The following is a 21,425-nucleotide window of genomic DNA, read 5'->3' as shown; positions in this document are numbered from 1 at the left end:
AGACTGGAGTCCATGACCCTCCAGCGGACGACCCCGGGGAATCCGGAGCTGGTGCTCACCAGGCGGCCGTTCGGGTCCTGGCTGCTCGGGCCGGCCGACCAGAGTACGCGACGGCTGCGGATCCGGCTGCAGATCCTGATGACGACGTTCTCGATCGGTACCAACTTGATCGGCGCGCTGGTGGTCTTCGTCCTGGCGGTGTTCGTGCTGCCCGGTCCGTCGCTCGTCGACCAGCTCCAGTTGCTCGACGCGATCCTGATTCCGGCGTACTTCCTGGTCGCGCTGACGATCGGCTGCATCTGGAGCCGGCGGCTCACGCGGCGGGTGACCCGCTGGATCGAGCTCGGCCGTCCGGCGACCCGCAAGGAGCAGATCGCCACGCTGCGGTTGCCGCTCCGCCTGACGTTCATCGAGGTGCTGTTGTGGCTGGTCGCGGCCGTGTTCTTCACCGTGATGACGGTGATGATGCAGCCGGCCAACGCGCTTCGGGTCGCGCTGACGGTGGTCGACGGCGCGATCATCACGTGTTCGGTGTCGTACCTGCTGACCGAGTTCGCACTCCGGCCGGTCGCGGCGCGGGCGCTGGTCGGCTCACCTCCCCCGCGGCGGCTGCTCGCGGCCGGGCTGAAGGCGCGGACGGTGTTCTTCTGGGCGGTCGGCTCCGCCGTACCGGTGGCTGGGCTGATGGTGGCCGCCGTGCTGGCGCTGATCGAGGGCGACGTGACCTCGACCCGGTTGTCGGTCGTGATCCTTGCCCTGGGCATCGTGGCGCTCGGCAACGGTTGCCTGCTCACCTGGTTGTCGGCCCGGTCCGTGGTCGCGCCGGTGCGGTCGGTGCAGGACGCCCTCAGCCTGATCGGCGAGGGACGATTGGACGTCAGCATTCCGGTCTTCGACGGTACCGAACTGGGGTCGTTGCAGGCCGGCTTCAACCGGATGGCCGACGGGCTGCGGGAACGGGAGCGGATCCGGGACGTGTTCGGGCGGTACGTCGGACCTGGGGTCGTGCAGGAGGCGCTGAGCAGCGATCAGCTCGGCGGCGAGGAGAGGTTCGCGGCGGTACTGTTCGTCGACCTCGTGGGTTCGACCGAACTGGCGGCGCAGCGGCCGCCGAGCGAGGTGGTACAGCTGCTCAACCGGTTCTTCGCGATCGTGGTCGCCGAGGTGGACCGGCAGGGCGGGTTCGTGAACAAGTTCGCCGGTGACGCCGCGCTGGCGATCTTCGGGGCGCCGGCCGAGCTCGCGGATCCGGCCGGCAGCGCGTTGGCGGCGGGCCGGGCGCTGGCCCGGCGGCTGGCCGACGAGTTGCCGGAAGCAACAGCCGGTCTCGGTGTCACGGCGGGCATCGTCGTGGCCGGTACGGTCGGCGACGTGCGGCGGCACGAGTACACGGTGATCGGGGACCCGGTGAACGAGGCCGCGCGGCTCAGTGAGCTCGCGAAGACGGCGCCCGGCCGGCTGATCGCTTCCATGACCGCGGTCGAGGAGGCGGCGCAGGCGGAGGCGGACCAGTGGCGGCAGACTGAGCTGGTCACGGTGCGGGGACGGTCGGTTCCGACCCGGCTCGCGGTCCCTCAGTGATGAGCTGGTGCAGCAGCGCGGCGCCGTACAGCATCGCCTTGGTCTGCCGGTCGTGGGCGGCCCGGCGTTCGGCGATCGCGTTCCGGAGCGCGTCGGTGCTGCCGGTCCGGCGGAGTCCGTCGAGGACGGGCTTGATCTGTTCGAAGTAGTAGCGGCCTTGGCGGAGCATGTGGATGATCCGCGCGTCCCGGATCTGTTCGGGACCGTACCGGCGGTACTTCGTTCCAGGTTCGCGCGTGGGCGCGAGCAGGCCGGCCGCCTCCCAGACGCGAAGTGCCGACGGGCGGATGCCGAGGCGGTGCGCCAGTTCCCCGACGAGCAAGGACGGTCCGGTGACGGGCTGCTCGTCGACGTACTCAGCGGCCAACGCCGCGAGGGCGTTGCTGGCCGCATCTGTCGCCAGTCGTTGTTCGTGCAGCGCGGCGTGGGCCGCGTCGACGAGCCGGTATGCGAGTGCTTCGTCGTTGTTGTGGACCGCGCGCATGATCGCCGACGCGGTTTCGGCGCCGAAGCCGGGGGCGAGCGCGCGGTAGGTCAGCAGGGCCTGGACGTGCTCCGGACCGTACTGGCGGTAGCCCGTGTCCGACCGCGGCGCGGGCGGCAGAATGCCGTCGGCCTCGTAGTTGCGGACGAGCTGGGTCGAGACCCCGGCACTGCGCGCGAGATCGACCGGGCGCAGTCGCGTCCTACCTGCCGCCGGCGACATCGACGCTCGAGCCGGTCATGTACGACGAGCGGTCCGACGCCAGGAACGCGATCACCTCGGCGACCTCGGTTGCCTTGCCCGGACGGCCCAGCGGTGGCGTCGTTCCGATCCGGTCGAGCCGGCCCGGCTCGTGGATCTCGGTCTCGATCAACCCCGGCCGCACGCCCAGCACGCGGATGCCTTCCTTCGCGACCTCGTTGCCCAGGCCGATCGTCAACGCGTCGACGGCCGCCTTGCTCGCGGCGTAGTCGACGTACTCCCCCGCGGACCCGAGCACCGCGGCGCGCGACGACACGTTGATGATCACGCCGCCGTTCCCGCCGTACGCCGTCGACATCCGCCGAACCGCGGCGCCCGCGACCAGGAACGCGCTGATCGAGTTGCCCCGGAACACCCGGTCGAGCCGTTCGGCGTCGTACTCCGCGACGCGTCCGGAGGGTGAGACCACGCCCGCGTTGTTGATCACGGCACCGATCGGCCCGAGCCCGGCGATGACTGTGTCGAACAGCCGCTCGATCTGGTCCGGCTCGACGACATCGGCCTGGACCGCGACCGCGCGCCGGCCGAGCTCCTCGCAGGCCTTCACGACCCGCGCGGCCTCGTCGGCCTGCGTCCGGTAGTTCACGCCGACGTCCCAACCGTCAGCGGCCAGCGCGACCGCTGCGGCCGCGCCGATCCCCCGGCTTCCTCCCGTGACCAGCACAACCCGACTCATGGCGTCAGTCTTTCACGCGGGCGGACGGATGATCTGAAGCTGGGTCTCGGTGTCTGTGAAGCCCACGGACCGGTAGACGCGGATCGCCAGGTAGTCCGGATCGGCCACCATCACCAGCTGCCGCGCCTGGGCCAGCCCGTACGTCGACGCGTGATGGACGAGCGTGCCGGCCAGTCCGCGACCGCGGTCCTCCGGCGAGGTCTGCACGTTCTGGAAGCGGGCCAGCCCGGTGCCGTCGAAGACCAGCCCGAGCGAACTCTGCAGCCGGTTCCCTTCGAACGCACCGAACCACTTGCCGCGCCCGGAGTCGACGAACCCACGTTGCGCCACCAGCTTGCGCCGGGTGAAGGCCTTGTAGTCGTCGTCCACGGTCAGGTCCGAGCACGCCAGGTTCTGCTCGTACAGCTGTTCCCAGTCGTCGTCACTGGTCAGGAACCGGTACGTCGCCTGCTCGTTCGGGTGCGGCGGCGGGACGACCCGGTCCGCGGTCATCACGACGTTGTGCTCGACCTCGAACCCGGCCGCGGTCAGCTCGTCCGTGGCGCCCACGTCGCCGTCGGTGCTGTCGATGCCGAACGCAACGTGTTTCGCGTCCGGGAACTCGCGGCGGAACTCGTCCGTGCGGAGCTTGGTGTCGTCCGGCGCGAACGGCGTCCGGTAGAGCAGGTAGTTGCCCCACCAGAAGCCGGGGTTCTGCGGCGTCCGGACGACGACGTACTCGCCGGTGTCGCGGAACTGGCTGCCGCCCTGCTCGAGCAGCGACAGGTCGGTCCGGAAGCCCAGGCTGGTGATCTCCACGCAGCCATCCTGCACCGTGCCGTCAACCCGGTTTGTTGACATGCAGCCTTGAGGCTGCATATTGTGGTTAGGCAGCCAAATGGCTGCATGATTGATCGGAGCGCGTGGATGGAGGACGAGGTGTTCCGGGCGCTGGCGGATCCGAGCCGGCGCCGGCTGCTCGACCTGCTGAACGCGCGGAACGGGCAGACCCTGCGCGCGCTGTGCGCGGAGCTGGACATGGCGCGGCAGTCGGTCAGCAAACACCTCGCCGTGCTCGAGAGCGCGAACCTGATCACCACCGTGTGGCGCGGGCGGGAGAAGTTGCACTACCTGAACGCGGAACCGATCAACGCGATCGCGGACCGGTGGATCCATCAGTACGAGCGTCGGCGCGTGCAGTTGTTCGCCGACCTGAAGACGGCTTTGGAGGAACCGATGAACGACACTGTGAACGACTTCGTCTACACGACCTACATCAAGACCACGCCCGAGCGACTCTGGCAGGCGCTGACCGACCCGGCCTTCACCTCGCGGTACTGGGGGCTGTATCACGAGACCGACTGGAAGGCCGGCTCCTCGATGGTCTGGCACCAGGGCGACGTCGCGATCGCCGGGCCGGGGCAGGTCGTGGTCGAGCACACGCCGTACACCCGGCTGTCGTACGCGTGGCACCACATCACGCCGGAGTTTGCGAAGGAGGTCGGGTTGGACGCCGCGACCGCTGAGCGGGCCGGGCAGGAACCGTTGTCGACGGCAACCTTCGAGCTCGAGCCGGTCGAGGATCAGGTCAAGCTGACCGTGATCCACAGCGGCTTCGAACCGGGCAGCACGATCCGCACCATGATCCAGGACGGCTGGCCACGGCTGCTCGCCGACCTGAAGTCCTTGCTGGAGACCTCAGGGGCGTTTGTGGATCAGTAGAGGAAGGACTGCCGCGGCGCCGGACTCTCGGAGTTTGGCTGTGGCCACAGTGATCGGCCACTGCGATGAAGTGGCATCAACCAAGAGCAGGACGGTGCGGTCGGTGACAGCCTGGGCGGTGGTGGTGTCCACCTGAATGCCGTCGCGCCAGACTTTGGCTTCCTCGGCCGAGGAGAGGTCGTCGGTGTAGCCGGTGCGGTTGACCGACAGTTCGGCGCGGTCCAGTCGGCCTACGCCGGCGACATGGTCCGCGACCATCGACGTCAGGTCGGAGTGGCCGCCGGCGGCGAGTGGGACGACGATGTCGGGGCGGGCCGACCAGGAGCTTCGCCAGCGTGACAGCGCAGCCACTGCACCGGCTTTGAGTGCCTCGACGGCGTCCGGTAGCGGCGTACCGTTGAACGCGCCCGCCAGCACCTCCCGCCACTCCGGCGCATCGGCGTACACGACGATCCGCCCGGGCTCCGCGGACAACCCGGCCGGGATCTTGCCCCGCGGACCGAATGCACCGCCCGGCCACATCTTGCGGGGCTCCAGGACGTGTACTTCCCCGCGCAGCAGCCGGGTGATCGTCGCGACCGTCTCAGGATCGGGCTGTGCCACGAGCGGTTCGGGCAAGGTCCCCAGGCAGACCGAGCATCGTCCGCAGGGTTCCGCCGACGGATCGTCCAGTGACTCCTGTAGCAGTTGCATCAGGCAACGTTCGCCGCGGGTGTAGGCGCGCATGATGTCCGCCTCGCGGCGCCGGACCGACACGATCCCGTCGTAGTGCGCCGCGTCGAACGTCCACTCGGCGCCGGTCCGCAGCCAGCCGCGCTCGACCCGCTCGACCGCTCCGTCCACGGCCAGCTGCTTCAGCATCAACTCGACCCGCGTCCGCCGCAGCCCGGTCTCCGCCTCCAGCGCGGGAACCGAGGCCGGCTCGTCCGGCCCGTACCCGTCGAGTGCCCGCAGCAGCCGCTGCACGTTCTCCGGCACCGGGATCGTCGCGGTGGCGAAGTAGTCCCACACGCCCGAGTCCGCATCCGACGGCAGCAACGCGACGACCGCGTGGTCGATCCCGCGCCCGGCACGCCCGACCTGCTGGTAATACGAGACCGGTGACGGCGGCGACCCCACATGCACGACGAACCCGAGGTCCGGCTTGTCGTATCCCATCCCGAGCGCGGACGTCGCGATCAGGGCCTTCAACCGGTTGTCCCGCAGCGCGTCCTCGAGGCTCTCCCGCTCCCCCGCCTCCAGCTGCCCCGTGTACGCCGCCACCGGCACGTCGCGCCCGTGCACCTCCTGCACCAACGCGGCCAGCCGCTGCGCATCGGCGACGGTCAACGCATACACGATCCCCGATCCCGGAAGCCGCGGCAGTACGTCGACCACCCAGGCGAACCGATCCAGTGGCGACAGCGCATCCACCACGGCCAATTGCAGACTCGATCGAGCCAACGGACCACGCAGGACGAGCGTCGACGCGCCCAGTTGTTTCGCCACGTCCTCGGTAACCCGCGAGTTCGCGGTGGCCGTCGTGGCGAGCACCGGGGTATCCGGGTTGAGCTTCTGGAGTACGTCGGAAACGCGCCGGTAGTCCGGCCGGAAGTCATGGCCCCAGTCCGACACCGCATGCGCCTCGTCGATCACCAGCAGACCGATGTTGCCGGCGAGCCCGTCCAGCACCCGCCTGCCGAATCCGGGGTTCGCGAGCCGCTCCGGCGACACCAGCAGCACGTCGATGGCACCGGACCGGAGATCGTGCTCGATGCTCGACCACGCGTCGATGTTGTTGGAGTTCAAGGTCGCGGCCCGCAGCCCCGCCCGGCTCGCCGCCGCGACCTGGTCCCGCATCAACGACAACAGCGGCGAGACGACCAGCGTCGGACCGAACCCCTCGGCGCGGCGGATCGCGGTGGCCGCCCAGTACACCGCGGACTTGCCCCAGCCGGTCGCCTGCACGACGAGCACGCGGGCCGCCGGCTCGCACAGCGCCGCGACCGCGGTCTCCTGATCCGCGCGCAGGCGAGCGTCATCGCCCGCGATCGCGCGAATCACGTCCCCCGCGACCTTGGCCCGGTCATCGGTCAGCGTCACCATCGAGTCGGTCTCACCCATGCCGGAAACCCTAGACGCCGCCACCCCCAACGCGCTCGCCGCCGAACGCTTCCTGTGGACAACCGATCAGGCGCACTTGCCGGGATGGCAGGGTTCGCCGGTCGTGGCGACCAAACGGCGCGGCCCGGCGCCCGTGGTGGCGAGGGTGTCGTGCGGGTTGGCCAAGGCACAGCGATCGATCGACAGGCAACCGCAGCCGACGCAGTCCTTGAAGTCGTCGCGGAGCTGTTCGAGATGGACGATCCGGCGATCCAGCTCCGCCTGCCAGCACTCCGAGATGCGCTCCCAGTCGGCGCGGGTCGGCGTCCGGTTGTCCGGCAGCAGTTTGAGGATCGCGGCGACCTCGGCGAGCGGTACCCCGACCCGCTGGGCGATCCGGACCAGCGCCACCCGCCGCAACGTGTCGCGCTTGTAGCGCCGCTGGTTCCCCGACGTACGGCGGCTGACGATCAGCCCCTGACGCTCGTAGAAGTGCAGAGCCGAGATCGCGACGCCACTGCGCTGCGACAGCTGCCCGACCGTCAACTCACCCGGCTCGATGTCCATGCTGTGCCACCGCCCCTGTCCGTCAACCTCAACTTAGATCGAGGCTAGCGGACGGGATCACGCAGGCACGAGTCGGCGTCCGATGCTCGCGGACATCAGCGCGGCGGCGGCGCACAACCCACCGGCCAGGTACCAGGCCAGGTTGTAGCTGCCCTGCGCGTCCCGGATCGCGCCCGCGCCGGTCGCGGCAAGCGCGGCACCGACCTGGTGTGAGGCGAACACCCAGCCGAACACGATCGGCCCGTCCTGTCCGAACCACTCGCGGCACAGCGCCACAGTCGGCGGGACTGTGGCGACCCAGTCGAGCCCGTAGAAGATGATGAACACCCAGGTACTGGGTGCAGCGGTCGGACCGAGCAGCGACGGCAGCACCAGCAGCGACAAGCCACGCAGGGTGTAGTAGGCGATCAGCAGGTACCGCGGGTCCCACCGGTCGGTCAGGTAGCCGGAGAAGATCGTGCCGCCGACGTCGAACACTCCTACGAGCGCCAGCAGCGACGCAGCGGTCGTCGCAGGCATTCCGTGGTCGTGTGCGGCCGTGACGAAGTGCGTACCGACCAGGCCGTTCGTCGATGCGCCACAGATCGCGAAGCCACCGGCCAGCAACCAGAACGCCGGTCGTCGCGCGGCCATCGTCAGGGCATTGAGCGCCCGCATGGCACTGCTCCCGGTCGTTTCCACTCGCTGCCCCGCAGTACTGCCCTCCGGAGCGCCGTACGCGCGCAGTCCGACATCACTCGGGTAGTCGCGCAGAAAGAGAAGGACCAGCGGTACGACGGCCAGCGCGGCACCGGCCGCCACCAGCGCAGGCACCCGCCAGCCGTACTGCGAAGCCAGAGACGCGATCAGCGGTAGGAAGATCAGCTGGCCGGTCGCGCCGGCCGCCGTGAGGACTCCGGTCACCAGACCACGACGGTGGACGAACCAGCGCCCGGTGATCGTCGCGACGAACGTCATCGACATCGACCCGGTGCCGACGCCGACCAGCAGACCCCAGCAGAGCAGCAGCTGCCACGACGCCGTCATGAACACCGTCAGCCCGCTGCCCAGCGCGATCAGCACCAGCGCCCCGCTGACGACCTTGCGCAGGCCCAGCCGGTCCATCAGCGCGGCCGCGAACGGCGAGATGCCGCCGAACAGCAGCAGGTTGATCGACACCGCCGTCGAGATCGTCGCGTGCGACCACCCGAACTCCTCGTGCAACGGGTCGAGCAGCACACTCGGTACGGACCGGAAGCCGGCCGCCCCGATCAGCGTCACGAAACCCACCACTGCGACCGCCCAGGCCAGGTGCACCCGGGGAGCCTTCTTCGTCTCCACTGTCTGTGTCACCGGACCAGGGTGCCGGTTCGACCCCGATCGAACTAGTGGCCAGACAGACAACATGTGTCAAGATATGGCCATGAGCCGTCACCTGGCCGCCGTCGGCCCGCACGTCGTCGCGGTGCTCGCGCTGGAACCGGTCGTCGGGTTCGACCTGACCATCCCGCCGACGGTGCTGGGCGCCGCCACCAAGGCCGACGGCACCAAGCTGTACGACGTCCGCGTCTGCGGCCTCGGCGGACCGATCCGCGCCGGCGCCGGCTTCACGCTCACGCCGGACCACGGCCCCGAGGCGCTCGCCGCAGCGGACACCGTGATCATCCCCGGCACCTACATCCCGCAGCCGCGGTACGAAGGCACGCTGCCCGACGACCTCGCCGCCGCGCTGGCGACCATCCGGCCCGGCACGCGGGTCGCGTCGATCTGCACCGGCGCGTTCGTCCTCGGCGCCGCGGGGTACTTCGACGACCGGCCGGCGACCACGCACTGGGAGCGGGCGGAGCTGTTCCGCAGCGTCTATCCACAGGTGAAGCTCGACGAGGACCGGCTGTTCATCGACGACGGCGACGTGCTCAGTTCGGCCGGGCTCGCCGCCGGTATCGACCTCTGCCTGCACCTGATCCGGCGCGACTTCGGCAGCGAGGTCGCGAACCGTGCGGCCCGGCACTGCGTTGTCGCACCGTGGCGGGACGGCGGCCAGTCGCAGTTCATCGAGCGCGCCGTACCCGAAGAAGGCACCGAGGGTACGGCGCCGACGCGGGCGTGGGCGCTCCGGCACCTGGACCGCGACATCAGCCTCGCCGCGATGGCCGACCACGCGCGGATGAGCGTGCGGACGTTCAGCCGTCGCTTCAAGGCGGAGACCGGGCAGTCGCCCGGCACGTGGTTGCTGCAGCAGCGTGTGCGGCACGCCTGCCACCTGTTGGAGACGACCGGCCTGTCGGTCGACAGGGTCGCCGAGCAGGCGGGTCTTGGTACGGCGGCGTCCCTGCGACACCACTTACGGTCCGAGCTGGGCGTCTCCCCGCTGGCGTACCGCAAGACGTTCCGCGCCGGCTAGAGGATCACCAGGTCGTGCGGCCGGTTGTTCATCGACTCCACACCGTCTGCGGTTACCACGACGATGTCCTCGATGCGCGCGCCCCAGCGACCGGCCTGGTAGATGCCCGGCTCAACGCTGAACGCCATACCGGGCTCCAGCACCAGCGTGTTGCCCGCGACGATGTATGGGTCCTCGTGGACGTCCAGCCCGATCCCGTGACCGGTCCGATGGATGAAGTAGTCGCCGAACCCGGCCGCGTCGATCACCTTGCGCGCGGCCGCGTCGATCGACTCCGCGGTCACACCCGGCCGTACGGCGTCCACAGCGGCCTGCTGCGCCTCCTGCAGTACGGCGTAGGTCGCTGGCACGTCGGCGTCTCGCGGCGTGCCGACGGCGTACGTTCGGGTGGAGTCTGAGTTGTAGCCCTCGGCAACGGGTCCACCGATGTCGACGACGACCACGTCGCCCGCCTCGATCACCCGGTCGGACAACGCGTGGTGCGGGCTGGCGCCGTTCGGCCCGCTGCCGACGATCACGAAGTCCGCCTCGGCGTGGCCTTCCTCGACGATCGCGGCCGCGATGTCGGCGCCAACCTCCGCCTCGGTCCGGCCCGGGCGTAGCCATTCACCGACGCGGGCGTGGACGCGGTCGATCGCCGCGCCGGCCTTGCGGAGCGCGTCGAGCTCAGCGGCGTCCTTACGCATCCGCAGCTCGCGGACCATCGGACCGGCGAGCACCTGCTCCGCCTTCGGCAGTGCGTCGCGGAGACCGAGCACGTGCAGCGCCGGGGTGAAATCGCTGACCGCGACCCGCTCGGCGCCGCGCAGCCGGTCCGCGGCCAGGTTGTACGGGTCGACGCCGTCCACCCAGGTGACGACCTCGACGCCGAGCTCGTCCAGCGGCAGGCTGCCATATCCGGGCGCTTCGAGCTTCGGTACGACGAGCGCCGGGGCGCCGTCGGCCGGGATCACCAGGGCCGTCAGGCGCTCGAACGAGCCGCCCGGCTGACCGATCAGATAGCGCAGGTCGGAGCCCGGCGCGATCACCAGACCGGCACCGGCCGCGACCTCGCGGGCACGCTCGAGGCGGGCACGAAGTACGGATGCTTCAGGGATCGGCGGAAGTGCTGAACGACGGGCCATACGCAGACTCTAAAACTGTCGGAACGGCTTGCTACAACTGGGATTCGCTTCAACCTCTGCTCGGCGAAAGGCACCTCGATGGCACTGCACTTCGTGTCCCACGGCGACGGCGTACCGGTTCTCGCACTGCACGGCTGGTCGCCCGACCACCGGCTGATGACCGGCAGCCTCGAACCGATCTTCAGCGAGCTCAGCGGCTACCGCAGGCTCTATCCCGACCTGCCCGGGATGGGCCGGAGTCCGGCCGGCGACATCGACAGCTCGGACGGCATCATGGCCGCGCTGCGCGAGTTCATCGACGAGCAGATCGGCGACGAACCGTTCCTCCTGATCGGCGAGTCGTACGGCGGCTACCTCGCGCGCGGGCTGGTCGTGGAGAGACCGGAGCAGATCCGCGGTCTGGCGATGATCTGCCCGGTCGGCGTGCTCTGGCACAAGGACCGCAAGCTGCCCGAGCACGTCGTGCTGCGGACCGAGCCCGGCGTGCTCGAGTCGCTCGAGGAGGGCGAGGACTTCACCGAGCTGGCGGTGGTGCAGACCGCGGCGGCGCTGGCGGCGTACCGGTCGGATGTGGCGCCGGGGCTCGCGCTCGCCGACCAGGCCGCAATGGAACGCATTCAGAAGAACTGGGCGCTGACGACCGCGCCGGAGACCGGCCCGCCGTATCTCGGTCCGTCGCTGATCCTCTGCGGCCGGCAGGACGCGGTGACCGGGTTCGAGGACCAGTTCACGCTGCTCCCCCACTACCCGCGGGCGACGTACGCCGTGATCGACGTGGCCGGGCACAACTTGCAGATCGAGCAGCCGGAGCTGCTCCGCGCGTTCGTGAGGGAGTGGTTGCTCCGGGTGGGCTGAGGGCTCCCGCTGATGGCTACCAGCGGGTAATGTCGGCGCCATGGTGGCTTCGAAGCGTCCGATCGGGTGGCCGTTGCTGGTCGCGCTGACCAACGGGCGGGCCGGGATCTCCGACGAACGGCTCGCTGCCGCCGTGCGCGGGAAGGTCGTGCTGGTGACCGGCTCGTCCTACGGGATCGGCGAGGCGACCGCCCGGCGGCTGGCCGCGGCCGGCGCGACGGTGCTGCTCGTCGCGCGGAGCGAGGACCAACTGCGGGTCGTGGCCGACGAGATCCGGTCCGGCGGCGGGTCCGCGTACGTGTACCCGGCGAACCTGGCGGATCCGGCTGCGATCGAGGAGCTGGTCCGGACCGTGCTGGCCGAACACGGGCACGTCGACGTCCTCGTGAACAACGCTGGCAAGTCGATCCGGCGGTCGATCGCCGACACGTACCAGCGGTTCCACGACATCGAGCGGACCAACGCGGTCAACTACCTCGGCCCGGCGAAGCTCGTCCTCGAACTGCTGCCGTCGATGCGGGAACGCCGGTCCGGGCACATCGTGAACGTGTCGACGGCCGGAGTACGGACGCCGCCGATGGCGCGCTGGTCGGCGTACCTTGCGTCGAAGAGCGCGTTCGACGTGTGGTTGCGCTGCGTCGCGCAGGAGGTGCGCGGGGACGGGGTGACGACATCGACGGTGTACATGGGGCTGGTGCACACGCGGATGAGTGAGCCGACGCCGCTGCTCAACAAGTTGCCGGGGCTGTCGCCGGAGCAGGCGGCGGATCAGGTCTGTACGGCGGTGGCGGAGCGGCCGCACAACATCACGCCACCGTTCGTCCGGCCGGCCGATGCCGTCGGCAACCTTCTCCGGGTGCCGACGGACCGGTTACTGGAACAGTACTTCCGGCGTACCGGAGGCGGGAAGAAGCGATGATCCGCCCGATCCGGGCCCCCGAATGGCTGATCCACGGCGCGATCGAGGCCGGCGGGTTGTCCGTCGCGCTGATCAGGTCCGGGGTGTGGCGGTCGGCCGGGCCGTCCCACCTGGTGCGGATCGAGAAGGCGCTGCGTACCTGGGGTCAGTCGATGGCGACCCTCGCGGCGGTCGCGGCGATCCGGTTTCCGGAGCGTCCGGCGGTCATCTGCGGCGACGAGCAGCTCACGTATACCGAGCTGGACGCGCGGTGCGAGCGGATCGCGGCCGGGCTGCACGAGCAGTACGGATTAGTTGCCGGAAGCAAGGTTGCCGTCCTGTGCCGGAACCACGCGGGATTCCTCGAAGCCACGCTGTCTGCGTCCCGCTTGGGTGCCGACGTGCTGTTCGTGAACACCGAGTTCGCCACACCCCAACTAGCCGCGGTCCTCGCCCAACACAAACCCGACCTCCTGATCCACGACCCCGAGTTCACCCCTCCACCAGGCGTCCGCTCAGTACTTTCCTCTGACCTTCCGATGGGCAGTGAAGCGCCTGTACCGGATCGGGTGGGGCACATCACGCTGCTCACGTCGGGGACAACCGGGACGCCGAAGGCGGCTCCGCGGGTGCCTACCGCGTGGGGGTTGGCGGGGTTGACCGGGAGTGCGTTGCAGCGGTTCGGGATTCGGGCCGGGGAGCCGATGGTGATCGCGCCGCCGTTGTTCCACGGGGTGGGATTGCTCATGTCGATGCTGGCGTTGTTCCTCGGGTCGCCCTTGGTGCTGCGGCCGCGGTTCGATGCGGCGACTTTGCTCGCGGATGTGGAGGCGACACGAGCCGGGTCGGTGGTCGCCGTACCGGTGATGTTGCGGCGGTTGCTCGAGCTCGGGCCGACCGAGATCGCGCGGTACGACCTGCACTCACTCCGCGCCGTGATCTCGGGCGCCGCGCAGCTCGGCGCGCCGTTGGCGGAGCGGTTCGTCGAGCGCTTCGGTCCGGTTCTGTGCGACGCGTACGGCTCGAGCGAGGTCGGGATCGCCACCATCGCCACGTCCGCGGACCTGCTCGCCGCGCCGGGGACGGTCGGGCGGCCGTGCCTCGGCAGCTCGATCCGGATCCTCGACGACCACGACCGCCAGGTCCCGACCGGTACGACCGGACGGATCTTCGCGGGCGGCGGACTGGTGTTCGGCGGGTACTCCGACGGTTCGAGCAAGACCGTCGTCGACGGGCGGATGAGTACCGGCGACCTCGGCCACCTCGACGCGGCCGGGCGGCTGTTCATCGACGGGCGCGAGGACGACATGATCGTCTCCGGCGGCGAGAACGTGTATCCGGTCGAGGTCGAGCAGTGCCTCGCGGCGCATCCGGCGGTCGCGGAGGCGGTCGTCGCCGGCGTACCGGACGAGGAGTTCGGACAGCGGCTGATCGCGTACGTCGTACTCACCGAGCCCGCGACCGAGGACGACCTGATCGCACACGTGAAGGCGAATCTGGCTCGCTACAAGACTCCGCGCCGCGTCGTCATCCTGGACGAGTTCCCGCGCAACGCCACCGGCAAGGTCGTACGGAGCAAGCTCACCCCGCCGTGAACAACTTGTGGAACCGGGTCATGCGGTCCAGAGCGTCATGTTCGTCGCCGAAGGAGATCGCGATGGTTTCGGCACCCGCGTCTACCAGTTCGTGAGCCGCTGCCAGGACGGGACCGGGGTCGCCGCCGGACCAGTCGAGGCGGGTGCCTACGCGGATCGTTCGGTCGGTCTGTCCGCGTAGTTTCGCGACCGCGGCCGCGAAGGTGGAACCGTCGAGGCCGAGGCCTTGCCACTCATCGCCGAAGCGCGCGGCGCGGCGGAGCGCTGGGCCTGTCGTACCGCCGATCATCAGCGGGAGTGGTTCGCGGAGGACCGGTTCGAAGACGCCACCGCGGTCGCGTCCCTCGAAGAGGTCTCGGATGATCGCTAGTGATTCGTCCGTACGGCGGCCCCGCTCCTCGAAGGGCACGCCTACCGCGGCGAACTCCTCCGCCGCCCAACCCGCGCCGATGCCGAGGACGATGCGCTCGCCGGACAGCCGGTGCAGCGTCGCGGCCTGTTTCGCGACGACGTACGGGCTCCGCAGCGGCAACACAAGCACGGACGTACCGAACCGGATACGAGTCGTCCGCGCAGCTAGGTACCCGATCGTCACGAGCGGCTCGTACACACCCCCGTACGTCGACCCGAACTCCCCCGGCGGAGGCAGATGATCAGGCAACCACGCCGTCCCATACCCCAACTCCTCCGCCGCAACCGCCACCTCAACCAACCGCCCCGGCCCCATCCCGGCAGCCTCATCCGGCAACACCACCTGAAGCTCCACCACGCCCTCCAACCTACCGGGACGCCCCACGACACTCCCCAAGCCGACGAGCCAACGTCTGGGACCGCTCCGACAGCCATGCGTCGAGAGGCGGCGGGACCGCTCGTCCCACACGGCTCATCAACCACCACCTCTCGCCCCACGAACCCACCCACCGCCCCACGACTCCCCGCCCCACCGAACCCACCCACCGAACCACCGAACCCACCCACCGACGCGGGTCGGCTGATGAATCGCGCGGGTCGAGGGGTCGCGGTGCGGTTGGTGAATGGTGTGGGTCCAGGGGTCGCGGTGCGGTTGGTGAGTGGCTTGGGTGCGCGCGCATGGGAGAGTGGGGGGCGTGAAGATTCTCGTCGGATACGTACCAACGCCCGAAGGTGAGGCGGCGCTGAGCGCGGCGGCGGCCGAAGCCACGCTGCGGGGAGCGTCGATCCTGCTGCTGAACACGAGCCGCGGCGACTCCTACATCGACGCCCGCTACGCCAACGCCGACGAGTTGGCGGCCGCCGAGACCAAGCTCCGCGAGGCCGGCGTCGAGGTGACGATCGAGCAGGCGTTGTCGGAGGGCGACGTGGCGGGCGCGCTCCTGAAGGCAGCCGCCGCCGACGACGTAGGCCTGATCGTCCTCGGCCTCCGCCGCCGCAGCCCCGTCGGCAAACTGATCCTCGGCAGCACCGCCCAACGAGTCCTCCTCGAATCCCCCGTCCCAGTCCTAGCCGTCAAGGTCCCCTCCCCCCACGACTGAACCTCCCGCTGGTCACCCCATGGCCCTCGCGGAGAAACGCCCGCACACAATCGAACACATCCCCCGGACTCCCCCGCCTCGGCGCTTGCGGTCAAGAGATAAGTGCACGACTGGACGCCTTTCCCCGGATATCCCAAACCCCCCCCTCACGGACCAACTGCCGGCGCACGACCGTACACGCCCCACCGGACTCCCCCCTCGGCACTTGCGGTCAAGGCGTCGGTCCACGACTGGACGCGTCCCCGGACATCCCGATCCCGGTCCCCGCGGTCAAGGCGTCGGTCCACGACTGGACGCGTCCCCGGACATCCCGATCCCGGCCTCCGCGGTCAACGTGTCGGTGCAGGGCTGAAGCCTGGGCTTCCCTACCGCGGTCCTCGTCGTCAACGTTCCGTCATCGCGCGACTGAACGCGTCCCGCCGGCCTCCCCCACCCGGTCCTCGGGGTCGAGGGGTCGGTGCACGTCTGGCGGGTCTCCAGGCCACCGCGATCCGTGCCGACCACGCAGCTCTCGCGTGCGGTTCTTGTCCCGGGCCGAATGTGATGGGCTGGGTGGTCGGTAATCCGGGTGATGGGTTGGGGGTGGCCGCCTAAACTGGATGAGTTATGCCTGATGCCCGGACCGAGTCCACGAGTCCATCCCCAGCCCCCACCCCGTCCCCGGCACCCCGCCGACGCCGCCGCGGCGGAAGAGGCCAATCGGCCCCCACGGAACAGTCCCCCGGCGCAGCTGCAAGCGACCGTCCCGCGGCGAGCGTCGACACGTCGCGCGCCACAGCAGAGGCCAGCGGCGCAGAGCGCCGCCCGCGCGGCAATGGGCAGGCTCGCCAGGAAGGCGCCGAGCAGAGTGGCCCGGATGCCGGTGGGCGCAATGGCCGCGACGGGACCGGGCGCGCTGGCTTGGATCGCGCCGGGAGCGCTGGCTTGGATCGCGCCGGGAGCGCTGGCTTGGATCGCGCCGGGAGCGCTGGCTTGGATCGCGCCGAACGTGGTGTGGCGGGGCGACGTGGCCCGTATGGCGCCGGGCGCGGTGGCCGGGATGGCGGTGGGCCAGGTGGCCGGGATGGCGGTGGGCCAGGTGGCCGGGATGGCGGTGGGCCAGGTGGCCGGGATGGCGGTGGGCCAGGTGGCCGGGATGGGGCTGGGCGGAGTCGCGGCAGGGTAGATGAGCTGGCGAGTGGGGTGAGTTTGGGGGAGGTGGTTGGGCGGCTTGAGGGGCTGACGGCGTACGACCGGGAGCAGTTGGGGCGGCGGTTGGAGCGGGTTCGGCGGACGACCGATCCCAAGAAGCGGGCTGGCGAGCTGCGGGCCGTGGTCGGGGCGGTTGAGCAGGCTGAGCGGCGGGTTGAGGTGCGGCGGGCTGCTGTGCCGGAGATTTCCTATCCGGAAGACTTGCCGGTCAGTCAGCTGAAGGACGAGATCGCGGACGCGATCCGCGAGCACCAGGTCGTGGTGGTCGCGGGTGAGACCGGTTCCGGGAAGACCACGCAGATCCCGAAGATCTGTCTCGAGCTGGGCCGGGGCATCCGCGGCATGATCGGTCACACCCAGCCGCGCCGGCTGGCCGCGCGAACGGTCGCCGAGCGGATCGCGGAGGAGCTCGGCACCGAGCTGGGCGAGACGATCGGTTTCGCCGTACGGTTCACCGACAAGGTGAGCGAACGTTCGCTGGTCAAGCTGATGACCGACGGCATCCTGCTCAACGAGCTGCAGCGCGACCGCGACCTCACCCGGTACGACACACTCATCATCGACGAGGCGCACGAGCGCAGCCTCAACATCGACTTCATCCTCGGGTACCTGAAACGGCTGCTCCCCCGCCGCCCGGACCTCAAGGTGATCATCACCTCCGCCACCATCGACCCGGAGCGGTTCGCCGCGCACTTCGCGGACGCCAAGGGCAACCCCGCGCCGATCGTCGAGGTGTCCGGCCGGACCTACCCGGTCGAGGTGCGGTACCGCCCGGTCAACGACCCGGACGACCCGAGCACGATCGACCGCGACCAGACGCAGGCGATCCTGGACGCCGTCGACGAGCTCGAGTACGAGGCGGACGGCGACGTCCTGGTGTTCCTGTCCGGGGAGCGCGAGATCCGCGACACCGCCGACGCGCTGAACGACAAGTTCTCGGGCGTTCGCCGTACCACCGAGATCCTCCCGCTGTACGCGCGGCTCTCGAACGCCGAGCAGCACCGCGTCTTCCAGCCGCACGCGAACCGCCGGATCGTGCTCGCCACGAACGTCGCCGAGACCTCGCTGACGGTCCCGGGCATCAAGTACGTGATCGACCCCGGTACGGCGCGCATCTCGCGGTACAGCCACCGCACCAAGGTCCAGCACCTGCCGATCGAACCGGTGTCGCAGGCGAGCGCGAACCAGCGCAAGGGCCGCAGCGGCCGGACCAGCGACGGCATCTGCATCCGGCTGTACTCCGAGGAGGACTTCGAGAACCGCCCGGAGTTCACCGATCCGGAGATCCTGCGGACCAACCTCGCGAGCGTCATCTTGCAGATGACCGCGATCGGGCTCGGCGACATCGCCGCGTTCCCGTTCATCGACGAGCCGGACAAGCGCAGCATCACCGACGGTCTGCAACTGCTGACCGAGCTCGGCGCGATCGAGAACCCGAAGGGCGGCCGGCTCACACCGATCGGCCGGCAGCTCGCGCAGATCCCGCTCGACCCGCGGCTGGCCCGGATGATCGTCGAGGCCGACAAACACGCCTGCGTCCGCGAGGTGATGGTGATCGCCGCCGCGCTCTCGATCCAGGACCCGCGCGAACGGCCGACCGACGCGGAGGCGCAGGCGCAGCAGGCGCACGCGCGGTTCCGCGACCCGAACAGCGACTTCCTCGGATACCTGAACCTCTGGGGTTACCTGAAGAAGCAGCAGAAGGAGCTGTCCGGGAACCAGTTCCGCCGGATGTGCCGCAACGAGTACCTGAACTATCTGCGGGTCCGCGAGTGGCAGGACATCTATGCGCAGCTCCGTCAGGTCGCGTCGCAGATCGGCGTCAAGCTGAACAGCGGCGAACCGGCCGACCCGAACAGCGTGCACATCTCGCTGATGTCGGGTCTGCTGAGCCACCTCGGCATGAAGGACCCGGCGAACCAGCACCAGTACCTCGGCGCCCGCGGGACGAAGTTCGCGATCTTCCCGGGCTCCGGGCTGTTCAAGAAGCCGCCGCAGTTCGTGATGGCCGCCGAGCTCGTCGAGACCTCGAAGCTCTGGGCCCGGGTGAACGCGAAGATCGAGCCCGAGTGGGCCGAAGACCTCGCGCCACACCTGATCAAACGGTCGTACTCCGAACCGCACTGGGAGCGCAAGGCCGGCGCCGTGATGGCGTACGAGAAAGTCACGCTGTACGGCGTACCGATCGTTGCCCGGCGCAAGGTCAACTACGGCAAGGTCGACCCGGTGGTGTCCCGCGAGCTGTTCATCCGGCACGCGCTGGTCGAGGGCGACTGGGACACCCACCACAAGTTCTTCCACGAGAACCGCAAGCTGATCGAAGAGGTCGAGGAACTCGAGGAACGGACCCGCCGGCGCGATCTGCTGGTCGACGACGAGACGCTGTTCGCGTTCTACGACGAACGGATCGGCGCCGAGGTGGTCACCGGGCGGCACTTCGACACCTGGTGGAAGACGGCCCGGCAGCGCGACCACGACCTGCTCGATTTCGAGCGTTCGCTCGTGGTCCGGGAGGGCGCCGAGGTGCGCGAGGAGGAGTTCCCGCTGCACTGGTCGCAGAACGGGATGACCTTCGACCTCACCTACGCGTTCGAACCCGGCACCGATGCGGACGGTGTAACCGTGCACATCCCGCTCCTCGTGCTGAACCAGGTCACCGCGGACGGCTTCGAGTGGACCGTACCCGGGTTCCGCGAGGAACTCGTCACCACGCTGATCAAGTCGCTGCCGAAGAACATCCGGCGGAACATCGTCCCGGCGCCGGATCACGCACGGCAGATCCTGCCCGAGCTGGATCCCGCGTCCGGGCCGCTGACCGACGCGATGGCCCGCGCGCTCCGGGAACTGCGCGGCGTGGTCATCGAACCGGCCGACTGGGACTGGACGCGGGTGCCGGAGCACCTGCGGATGACGTTCCGGATCGAGGACGACAAAGGCAAGACGGTGGCCGAGGGCAAGGACCTGGCGAAGCTCAAGGAGAAGCTGAAGCCGAAGACGAAGGCCGCGATCTCGCAGGTCGCGTCGAAGGCGGTCAGTGGCCTGGAGAAGTCCGGGCTGACCGACTGGACGTTCGGCGATCTCCCCCGCAGCTTCTCCGAACACCGCAACGGCCTGACCGTCGCGGGGTACCCGGCGCTCGTCGACGAGGGCAAGACCGTCGCGATCCGCCTGCAGGAGACCGAGCGGGATCAGGCCGCCGCGATGTGGGCGGGCACCCGCCGGCTTCTGCTGCTGACCATGCCGTCCGTGATCGACGTTGTACAGCGCCACCTGAGCAATCAGCAGAAGATGACGCTGATGGCCGGACCGCATCGCAACGTCGGCGAGTTGCTGGACGACGCGATCGGCGCGGCCGTCGACCAGTTGATGGCCGCGGCCGGCGGACCGGCGTGGAACCTGACCGCGTTCTCGATCCTGCGCGACGCCGTACGGTCGGACCTCGCGGACACCGTACTGACGATCCTGCAGCTGGTCGAGCAGGTACTGGCGCACGCGCGCACGGTCGACAAGCAGATCTCCCGGGCCTCCTCGCCGGCGTTGCTGGCCGCGCTGTCCGACGTACGCGGCCAACTCGAAGGGCTCGTGCATCCGGGTTTCATCACCGAGACCGGCGCGAAGCGTCTGCCCGATCTCGTCCGCTACCTGCGCGGCATGGAACAGCGCCTCGACAAGCTCGGCGCCAACGCGGCGCGCGACCGTTCCGGAATGGCCGTCGTCGACATGCTCACCGACGAGTACCGCAAGAAGCTCCGCGCGGTCCCCACCGGCAAGTACCCGAGCCCAGAGCTCCTGGAGGTCCGCTGGATGCTCGAGGAACTCCGCGTCAGCCTGTTCGCCCAGACCCTCGGCACGCCGTACCCGATCTCCGAGAAACGCATCCGCAAGGCACTGGCCGAGAGCTAGGTCTTCAGGATCGCGGATTCGACCCGCTCGGTGAGCCAGCGGGTCGTGCGTTCGGCACCCCAGCCGAACTCGTCCGCGGCGAGCGCGAACTGGGCGTACCGGAAGTGGAAGAAGATGATCTGCACCGCTTCCTCCACCGTGATCCCGTCGGCGAGGCCGCCGACGTCCCGCAGGCCGGTGACGATGTCCCGGAGCGCGTTCTGCTGGCGTTCGTCGGCCACCTTGAGAAACGCCTCCGCCGCGGGCGCGCCGGCCGCGGCCCGGGTCACGATCCGGATGATGTCGCCCGACTCCGCGTAGATCGCGACGTAGCCCCTGGCCAGCGCGTCGAGCTTGGCGTGCGCCGACTCGGCGGCGGCGCACTCGGCGATGATGCTCGGCACCAGGTGACTGGTGGTCCACATGTCCATCAGCGTCTGCAGCAGGCCCTCCTTGCCGCCGCACTGCGCGTACACCGTCGCCGCTGACACCCCGGCATCCCGGGCGATGCTCTCGACGGTGGTCTGCGCATACCCGTACCGGCCGAACAACTTCCGCGCCGAGCGCACCACCTCGCGGCGGGTCAGCTCGGCGTACAGCGCGCGCCGACTCCCCGACTGTTCCGGCACCGGCC

The 21,425-nt window shown here is 69.7% G+C and carries 18 protein-coding genes; 9 read left to right on the top strand and 9 right to left on the bottom strand.

Going from position 1 to position 21,425, the window contains the following annotated elements; translation table 11 throughout:
- Positions 1 to 12: 12 nt before the first annotated feature.
- Positions 13 to 1,581: an adenylate/guanylate cyclase domain-containing protein gene (locus FB475_RS29865; protein ID WP_141860594.1), complete on the top strand. Its 1,569-nt coding sequence runs from the start codon at positions 13 to 15 to the stop codon at positions 1,579 to 1,581.
- Here FB475_RS29865 and FB475_RS29860 read toward each other — a convergent pair.
- Genes FB475_RS29860 through FB475_RS29850 form a run of 3 tightly spaced genes read right to left on the bottom strand, consistent with a single transcriptional unit; the run spans position 1,532 to position 3,800 of the window.
- Positions 1,532 to 2,287, bottom strand: a complete 756-nt coding sequence (locus FB475_RS29860) for a TioE family transcriptional regulator (protein WP_141860592.1) — start codon at positions 2,285 to 2,287, stop codon at positions 1,532 to 1,534. The genes FB475_RS29865 and FB475_RS29860 overlap by 50 nt on opposite strands.
- Entirely contained in the window at positions 2,268 to 3,002 is a 735-nt protein-coding gene (locus FB475_RS29855) for an SDR family oxidoreductase (protein WP_141860590.1), read from the bottom strand. The genes FB475_RS29860 and FB475_RS29855 overlap by 20 nt, the downstream gene beginning before the upstream one ends.
- A gap of 12 nt (positions 3,003 to 3,014) precedes the next feature.
- Entirely contained in the window at positions 3,015 to 3,800 is a 786-nt protein-coding gene (locus FB475_RS29850; protein WP_202878602.1) for a GNAT family N-acetyltransferase, read from the bottom strand.
- An 87-nt stretch (positions 3,801 to 3,887) separates the two neighbouring features.
- Here FB475_RS29850 and FB475_RS29845 point away from each other — a divergent pair, with 87 nt between their 5' ends.
- Positions 3,888 to 4,703 (top strand): ArsR/SmtB family transcription factor, encoded by an 816-nt coding sequence (locus FB475_RS29845; protein WP_238332517.1) that lies wholly within the window; start codon positions 3,888 to 3,890, stop codon positions 4,701 to 4,703.
- Here FB475_RS29845 and FB475_RS29840 read toward each other — a convergent pair.
- The 3 genes from FB475_RS29840 to FB475_RS29830 all read right to left on the bottom strand — a co-directional run bounded on the left by FB475_RS29840 (position 4,680) and on the right by FB475_RS29830 (position 8,684).
- Positions 4,680 to 6,806 carry a RecQ family ATP-dependent DNA helicase gene (locus FB475_RS29840; RefSeq protein WP_141860586.1) on the bottom strand — a complete coding sequence of 709 codons (2,127 nt, stop codon included), beginning with the start codon at positions 6,804 to 6,806 and terminating at the stop codon, positions 4,680 to 4,682. The genes FB475_RS29845 and FB475_RS29840 overlap by 24 nt on opposite strands.
- Positions 6,807 to 6,872: 66 nt before the next feature.
- A complete protein-coding gene (soxR, locus tag FB475_RS29835; RefSeq protein WP_141860584.1) occupies positions 6,873 to 7,352 on the bottom strand; it encodes a redox-sensitive transcriptional activator SoxR in 480 nt (159 codons plus the stop codon).
- A gap of 57 nt (positions 7,353 to 7,409) precedes the next feature.
- Positions 7,410 to 8,684: an MFS transporter gene (locus tag FB475_RS29830; protein ID WP_238332516.1), complete on the bottom strand. Its 1,275-nt coding sequence runs from the start codon at positions 8,682 to 8,684 to the stop codon at positions 7,410 to 7,412.
- Between the two features lie 70 nt (positions 8,685 to 8,754).
- Between FB475_RS29830 and FB475_RS29825 the strand changes: the two genes are divergently transcribed.
- Positions 8,755 to 9,735: a GlxA family transcriptional regulator gene (locus tag FB475_RS29825; RefSeq protein ID WP_141860580.1), complete on the top strand. Its 981-nt coding sequence runs from the start codon at positions 8,755 to 8,757 to the stop codon at positions 9,733 to 9,735.
- Here FB475_RS29825 and FB475_RS29820 read toward each other — a convergent pair.
- Positions 9,732 to 10,859, bottom strand: a complete 1,128-nt coding sequence (locus FB475_RS29820; RefSeq protein WP_141860578.1) for a M24 family metallopeptidase — start codon at positions 10,857 to 10,859, stop codon at positions 9,732 to 9,734. The genes FB475_RS29825 and FB475_RS29820 overlap by 4 nt on opposite strands.
- A gap of 78 nt (positions 10,860 to 10,937) precedes the next feature.
- Here FB475_RS29820 and FB475_RS29815 point away from each other — a divergent pair, with 78 nt between their 5' ends.
- Genes FB475_RS29815 through FB475_RS29805 form a run of 3 tightly spaced genes read left to right on the top strand, consistent with a single transcriptional unit; the run spans position 10,938 to position 14,207 of the window.
- Entirely contained in the window at positions 10,938 to 11,714 is a 777-nt protein-coding gene (locus FB475_RS29815) for an alpha/beta fold hydrolase (protein ID WP_141860576.1), read from the top strand.
- A 40-nt stretch (positions 11,715 to 11,754) separates the two neighbouring features.
- Entirely contained in the window at positions 11,755 to 12,633 is an 879-nt protein-coding gene (locus FB475_RS29810) for an SDR family NAD(P)-dependent oxidoreductase (RefSeq protein WP_141860574.1), read from the top strand.
- On the top strand, positions 12,630 to 14,207 hold the full coding sequence (locus tag FB475_RS29805) for an AMP-binding protein (RefSeq protein ID WP_238332515.1): 1,578 nt from the start codon (positions 12,630 to 12,632) through the stop codon (positions 14,205 to 14,207). Before FB475_RS29810 ends, FB475_RS29805 begins: the two co-directional genes overlap by 4 nt.
- On the opposite strand, the gene FB475_RS29800 is transcribed toward FB475_RS29805, so the two are convergent.
- Positions 14,194 to 14,976, bottom strand: coding sequence for an LLM class flavin-dependent oxidoreductase (locus FB475_RS29800; RefSeq protein ID WP_202878601.1), 783 nt, complete (start codon positions 14,974 to 14,976; stop codon positions 14,194 to 14,196). The genes FB475_RS29805 and FB475_RS29800 overlap by 14 nt on opposite strands.
- 337 nt (positions 14,977 to 15,313) lie before the next feature.
- On the opposite strand from FB475_RS29800, the gene FB475_RS29795 reads away from it, so the two are divergent.
- From FB475_RS29795 to hrpA, 3 genes are all read left to right on the top strand, one after another.
- Positions 15,314 to 15,718 (top strand): universal stress protein, encoded by a 405-nt coding sequence (locus FB475_RS29795; protein WP_141860573.1) that lies wholly within the window; start codon positions 15,314 to 15,316, stop codon positions 15,716 to 15,718.
- A gap of 856 nt (positions 15,719 to 16,574) precedes the next feature.
- On the top strand, positions 16,575 to 16,883 hold the full coding sequence (locus FB475_RS36990; protein WP_185759542.1) for a hypothetical protein: 309 nt from the start codon (positions 16,575 to 16,577) through the stop codon (positions 16,881 to 16,883).
- Positions 16,884 to 16,915: 32 nt separating this feature from the next.
- The gene (hrpA, locus tag FB475_RS29790; protein WP_238332514.1) at positions 16,916 to 20,812 is read left to right on the top strand and encodes an ATP-dependent RNA helicase HrpA; all 3,897 of its coding nucleotides are present in this window, start codon (positions 16,916 to 16,918) and stop codon (positions 20,810 to 20,812) included.
- Here hrpA and FB475_RS29785 read toward each other — a convergent pair.
- Positions 20,809 to 21,420: a TetR/AcrR family transcriptional regulator gene (locus FB475_RS29785; RefSeq protein WP_141860571.1), complete on the bottom strand. Its 612-nt coding sequence runs from the start codon at positions 21,418 to 21,420 to the stop codon at positions 20,809 to 20,811. The genes hrpA and FB475_RS29785 overlap by 4 nt on opposite strands.
- Between the last annotated feature and the right edge of the window lie 5 nt (positions 21,421 to 21,425).

Source organism: Kribbella jejuensis, assembly GCF_006715085.1.
Lineage (GTDB): Bacteria > Actinomycetota > Actinomycetes > Propionibacteriales > Kribbellaceae > Kribbella > Kribbella jejuensis.
Note: the sequence above shows the minus strand (reverse complement) of the source record. Positions and strands in the feature narration are given on the sequence as shown.